This window comes from Nitratireductor aestuarii (assembly GCF_014641695.1).
Lineage (GTDB): Bacteria > Pseudomonadota > Alphaproteobacteria > Rhizobiales > Rhizobiaceae > Chelativorans > Chelativorans aestuarii.
The window spans coordinates 1-6,046 of sequence record NZ_BMIF01000033.1 but is presented as its reverse complement, the minus strand read 5'-3'; the positions used below and the strand labels follow the sequence as shown (position 1 = coordinate 6,046).

The 6,046-nt window shown below is 57.3% G+C and carries 4 protein-coding genes and 1 pseudogene; 3 read left to right on the top strand and 2 right to left on the bottom strand.

The window, feature by feature from the left end; translation table 11 throughout:
* Positions 1-391: MarR family winged helix-turn-helix transcriptional regulator (locus IEX27_RS20840; RefSeq protein WP_188722998.1), on the top strand; the 391-nt coding region annotated here is incomplete at its 5' end.
* A gap of 441 nt (positions 392-832) precedes the next feature.
* Here IEX27_RS20840 and IEX27_RS20835 read toward each other — a convergent pair.
* Positions 833-2,479 (bottom strand): BCCT family transporter, encoded by a 1,647-nt coding sequence (locus IEX27_RS20835; protein ID WP_188722997.1) that lies wholly within the window; start codon positions 2,477-2,479, stop codon positions 833-835.
* Between the two features lie 349 nt (positions 2,480-2,828).
* On the opposite strand from IEX27_RS20835, the gene IEX27_RS20830 reads away from it, so the two are divergent.
* Positions 2,829-3,464 carry a peroxiredoxin-like family protein gene (locus IEX27_RS20830; RefSeq protein WP_188722996.1) on the top strand — a complete coding sequence of 212 codons (636 nt, stop codon included), beginning with the start codon at positions 2,829-2,831 and terminating at the stop codon, positions 3,462-3,464.
* A gap of 29 nt (positions 3,465-3,493) precedes the next feature.
* Here the strand turns inward: IEX27_RS20830 and IEX27_RS20825 are convergent, their stop codons facing one another.
* Positions 3,494-4,102, bottom strand: a complete 609-nt coding sequence (locus tag IEX27_RS20825; RefSeq protein ID WP_188722995.1) for a hypothetical protein — start codon at positions 4,100-4,102, stop codon at positions 3,494-3,496.
* Between the two features lie 1,390 nt (positions 4,103-5,492).
* On the opposite strand from IEX27_RS20825, the pseudogene IEX27_RS20820 reads away from it, so the two are divergent.
* Positions 5,493-5,747, top strand: a pseudogene (locus IEX27_RS20820) (ATP-dependent helicase); the annotation flags it as partial.
* Positions 5,748-6,046: the final 299 nt, after the last annotated feature.

Sequence of the window (6,046 nt, the reverse complement as noted above, 5' to 3'; positions counted from 1 at the left end):
AACCGGGCTCACGACACCACAATTGATCGTTCTGGAAATTGTCGCCTCGTCCCCGAGAGCCCAGCCGAAGGACATTGCGGCAAAGGCCGGCGTTGGCCAGGCTACCGCAACCTCGCTCGTCGACAAGCTGGAGGCGCGTGGACTGGTGGAGCGCACGCGCGGCGAGCATGATCGCAGGCTCGTCTGGGTGACTGCAACGGAGGAAGGACGACGGGTGCTTGAATCCGCCCCCGATCCGCTGCAACACGTATTTTCGCAACAATTCAGCAAGCTGCCCGACTGGGAGCAGGCGATGATCGTGGCAGCCCTCGAAAAGATCGGCGCGATCCTGAACGCGGGAGCAATCGATGCCTCGCCGCTCCTTGACGTCGGTCCGGTGGACCGCCGCTGAACGCAAGCGGCTCCATATGAACGGTTCTCAGAAAGTATACGTGGTGTGCGATGCCAGCGTGAACTTGGTGACCCGCTAGAGAGAGACAGGTCTACTGAGGACATTTTCCGGTCATAACAGCCACCTCCCCGTCACACCATCCATTGCGTCTGCCGGTTTGAAGGCGGCCTTTCTGCTGCTACCCGGTGTCGCTGGATTGGCGTTGGTCACATCTAATGCTGTTGCTTCCGAGACGTACCCACGACCCAGCATACTTTCCTGGTCGCTCTCATGTGCAGGCGATGATTTGTCAGGAAGACGCATTGTGTCGCCTAAAGTCACAGGCTCCGAACCCAGCTCCACTCCCTGGCTGGGCCCTCCGCAACTTACTGAACTGACGGTCTAATTCTAACAGCGTAGTACGAGCCGAAGGGTGAGTTCGTCCTACTGTTTTCCGTCCAATCAGCTGCTTGAGACGGGTCCCCGCGGCTCGGACATCAACCCGCGTGCGAGTGCATAGCAACCAAGCAACAGCACGATAGTAAACGGCAACCCAGTCGAGACAGCCGCGGCCTGCAAGGCAGCCAAACCTCCCCCCAGCAGCAACGCAATCGCCACGAGTCCTTCGAAGGCTGCCCAAAACACCCTCTGAGCTGTCGGTGCGTCGACCTTGCCGCCAGCAGTGATAGTGTCGATCACCAGTGAACCGGAGTCAGACGACGTGCAGAAGAAGACGATCACCAAGACAATTCCCACGAAGGAGGTGATCGCAGCGAGCGGCAGGTGCGACAGCATTGCGAACAGCTGCAGTTCTAGAGCTGCGCTGGAAATATCGTTGAAACCTGTGCCGATCAGACTGATGGCCGTACCGCCAAAGCTCGTCATCCAGAGCACCGAAACCAGCGACGGGACCAGCAGAACAGCAATCATGAATTCACGAACCGTCCGTCCCCGGCTGACACGGGCGATGAACATTCCGACGAAGGGTGACCACGAGATCCACCAGGCCCAGTAAAATGCGGTCCAGCCTTGCCGGAAATTATCGTCTTCGCGACCTATGGGGTTCGATAGAGCTGGCAGATACTCGATATAGGCAGCGAGGTTTAGAAAGAACCCGGAGATGATCGCAAGGGTTGGACCCGTGGCGATCACGAAAATCAGCAGAAGCGCAGCCAGCACCATGTTGATTTCCGAGAGCCGCCGCACACCTGCATCTAACCCGGCAACAACCGAGATCGTGGCAACCGCAGTGATGCAGACGATCAGTAACACCCTTGTAACATCCGTGTCCGGCATGCCGAACAGGAAGCTGAGCCCTGCATTTGCCTGCTGCGCGCCGAGGCCGAGCGAGGTGGCGAGTCCGAAGAGCGTCGCAAAGACCGCGAGGATATCTATGATGTGGCCAGGCCATCCCCACACGCGTTCGCCAAATATGGGATAGAAGATGGAACGCATTGTCAGCGGAAGGCCCTTGTTGTAGGCAAACAGTGCGAGTCCCAAGGCAACTACACCGTAGATTGCCCACGGGTGCAGCCCCCAGTGGAAGATCGTCGCAGCCATCGCGAGCCGCCGCGCACCCTCGGCATCGCCTTGAGCGCCAGCAAGCGGTGCCCAGTCGGTGCGCGCGCCTCCCTCCTCGATCACTCCCGCAATCGCCGCGTCGTAGTTCCCGATCGGCTCCGCAACGCCATAGAACATCAGCCCGATCCCCATGCCGGCGGCAAAAAGCATTGAAAACCAAGCGGCGTAACCGAAGTCAGGGGTTGCCTCGCTCCCTCCGATCCGGATGGCTCCCCAAGGCATAATGATTACGGCGACAGCCATCAGCACGAAGATGTTGCCCGCGACCAGGAAGAACCAATCGAGCTTAGAGGTAAGCCAGTCGCGCAGCCCATTGAAGAGGACGTCAGTTTCGTTCTGCAGCGCCAGCGTAATGACGACGAAGGCAACAATCACTAGTCCGGAGATTGCGAAGACCGGATTATGGACGTCGAAGGCAAGTGCCCCGATGCTTGGCTGTACATTATCCTGACCAATCTCGTAGTCAGTTTCGATGATGTCCGTAGGCCCCTCAGGCTCAGGGATGCCTGTCGTTTGTGTATCAGTCATTTAGCTCTCCCCCTCGCCTGGGCCTGGCTCCAGCTATATGTCTAAGATGTGCGCTCTTCTTCCCGTTCGTCCATCCTAATTCCGGACAAACATTCAGGGGTGAATAGATAACAATCCAAGGGACAAATGGTTCGTACGGCAACCAAGGGGGGGGGGGGGGGGGGGGGGGGGGGGGGCGTGTCGGCAACGTAACCAGCGATCACGTCGGGTCAGGCGACAGATCCACTTAGTTTGCAACTGACGACCGCAGCATCTCGAAACGTTCATGCAGAAACGCCCTTTGCCTCCGCAGACCGGAACAATCAAGTTCGCCACCGGTTGGTTGGATGACCGTCGGATGGAGACAACCATGAGATCGGACATCGCACCGGGAGGGACGTTCCCGGACTACCGTTTGCCTGACCACACGAAAACGGAGCGCAGCCTGTCGGGCCTCCAGGGCGATCAGCTGATGATCGTGGTGCTGACACGTGGTTTCTTCTGTCCGAAAGATCGCCAGCACCTGCTGGAGCTGGTCCGATTCCACCCACAGCTGGTCGTGGGCTACACGCAGGTGGTCGCGATAACGACCGACGACTGGCATACCACCAACAATTATCGGCAGCAGACTTCAGCGTCGTTTCCGTTCCTTTACGACGAGAAGCGGATCGTACAAAAGGATTTGGACATTAAGGAATACACCGACACGACCCACGACGTGATGATCCCGCACACGATCGTGCTTGGCCGAAACCTGAAGATATTCAAGGTCTACAACGGTTACTACTACTGGGGACGCCCTTCTGCAGCTGAACTCTATCAGGACCTTCGAACGCTCGCCAAGGAGACCTACAGCGACTGGGACATCACGCGGCCGGAGCTGCGGCAGAAATGGCAACAGGGCGACAAGTCGGACTTCTACCCTTATGGCGAGAACTCGATCTCAATGGAACAGCTGATGCTGCAGATGGCGGGAGCCACCGATCAGTACACGAACAAGAGCTGACGCAGCGAAGTTGGCGAAAACATAGATTATCATTGATCACGCTCGAGATCGCCCAGCAATCGCCGTCGGCCTGCCGCGCTGCGGATCTGGCGAGTTCGTAGTTCGCTGCCCCGAACAACCATATTTCCGTCCTGAGCGAGCAAGAGAAAACACCTGCGAGCTCCGATTGGCAGGTCCTCCGATCCATAGAGACCTACAACCTCAACGGTGATCGAGCGCAATTCCCCAAGCGCAAGATGGGGTGCGGCGGCAGGAGCCTCCCCCGAATGACGAAGCAGCTGTTCGAAGGAGCCGATGTCCCGCGTCTCACCATCCCGAAGCGGCCCCTGTCGCGTTTGGCTCTGCTGCCCTCCTGCTGCATCGAGATCAACAACATCAGTAACGGGGCAGACGACCGAGCCCTCGGCGTATTCAAGCTCTACCTGGATGGTGGCAACGTAGATTGGTCCCGAGCTCATATTGCTGAGGAAGCAGCGCGCCTGGAGTCCCAGCCCCGGGCCGCGTGTGATCAACATCGTGGCACGAAGTTGCCTGCGATAGCTCGTGACGAAGACTTGCAGATAGATAATCCAGACAATCAGGGTGCCAACCCCAGTTATCGCTGAAATCGTCTCGCCGTGCTGTGCAATCCATTCCAAAAGCGTGCTCCGATCCCGCTATTTTTACGAGCCGCTGTTATTTCAGCGCTGCCATCACCAACAAACTCAAACGCACATGTTGCTGCTTGCTGTCAGGAAACCGCATCCAAACGCGATCCCGGCATCTCGCAGCAAGAAGTAGTAACCCCGCCTACCTGGGGCTCAGTGCGCACCAGCAGACTTCGCTGCTGGCGTCTTCTCTCTCTCTCTCTCTGCATGATACGGAGTGGGAAGTTTGCGTTGCATTCGGGAAATGAGCGGCGCAGGTGCCAGATCGCAGATTGAGTCGATTGCCTGAAAGCATCCATTTGGGACGTGAGGTCCCAGAAGGTTGCTTTTGCGCCGTTTTCGAAGAGCCGCCGGCTTCTTGTGCTTGCGCATCAACCTGGCAGCACCGGTTACAGCACCACGTCGGGACTGATTGACTTATTCCCAGCCCTCCGGTGACTGATCATAAGGTTTGTAGCGGGCTCTCTCATTCAGGTCACACTCCGAGCTCTTCTCCTCAGAAAAGAGTTCCGTCGCGGATATGTTCCTGGCTGTTTCTCGCCCTGAGCCGATCCTCGAAAAGAACGCAAGGAGCCTCGCATATCAATCAAGAATACAACTCTGGGTTCCTCAGCAACACAACTTTGCGACCGAAAAAGCATCCCCTCCAAAAAAAAGATTTTCTTTTCACCCGCTTACAGGCGGACGCTTACACAACTTTGGGTCTGCGGCCACACATCCTGGCATCATCGGCCGCGGGCAGTCTTGCTTGCAGCCTGAGTTCGATATCACGCAGCTTCTTGGCATGGAGGACGCCAGTGCCCAAGCATAACTCTCGCCCAAAATCCGGCTGATTGAAGCTGTCCCTGAACATCCCCGGCATTGGTACATCGCTGCCGGCGCAACTGGGCAAACAATCATAGTCATATCGCTGTACTGGTCTGGCAGACCGTTGAGGCCTGGTTCGGCCATGTCCTGCGACAGAACTCATCGGGCACGAGGGAGCATCTCGGATCCAGCAGAGCGGATCCACCGGACAGACTCAACGCGCGCTGACGTACCGTTCCGTAGTCCGTATTGTTCAATTTCCCCAAATCTCCTCCTCTTGACTGAACCCCCATTCCGGGGCATAGAGGTGATGCACCTCGGTAGAGCGAATCTTCAAGCGATCTCAAGGAGATGGCTGGGGAACCCTTTTTTACACGCTGGAAATCCAGGTCTTCCAGGCAGGCTGTTTTGAACCGATTTTCCGATCCAAAAGCGCGGCGATCTCAGGCAGGAAAAAGCGACGTTCGAACAATAGCTTGTACGATCTCAGCCGCGGTTTTTCATACGACCCTAGTGTTTAAACGTCCCTGACGAATTGGCTGGGGACCCGCAAGAAACGCCGCAACGGGGCGGACAGGAACGGCGGCTGCTCTACGTCGCAATGACGCGGGCAAAGGACAGCCTGCACCTGACCACGTCGCAACGCTTCTTCGTCCTCGGTCAGGCATCACGTGGCGATCGCCATGTCTACGGATCCCGAGCCCGCTTCATTCCCCAGCGAAGCCCGGCATATTGTCGGGTTTCTTTTTTTGGCATCGATTTTCGTCCGGTTCGCTCTTCTGCCCTCGCCTCATATGGCCACTCAGCGTCGATTGGTTCACGAACCTGAGCTCGCGCGTCACAAGGAGGCGGTGGAAAAGATCGCTTTGTGAACAGAAAGGACTATTCAACAACATCCGTCTGCATCGGTTTGCCCGGCGCGATGTAGTGCCACTCGAGACGCCGATCTTCCTGCCATGTCAGGATGGCATTTGAGGTTAGCTCGGTGCCGTAGCACCTACGGAAGGGATTAGCAGAGACGGCTGCAACAGCGGTGCGCGCAGCCTTTTCTCTGCAGGCGCGCACCGCTCGAGGTGCCATGGCCAGTCAAATTTTCTCTAGAATGTGAGTGTTCACAACCCATTCGGA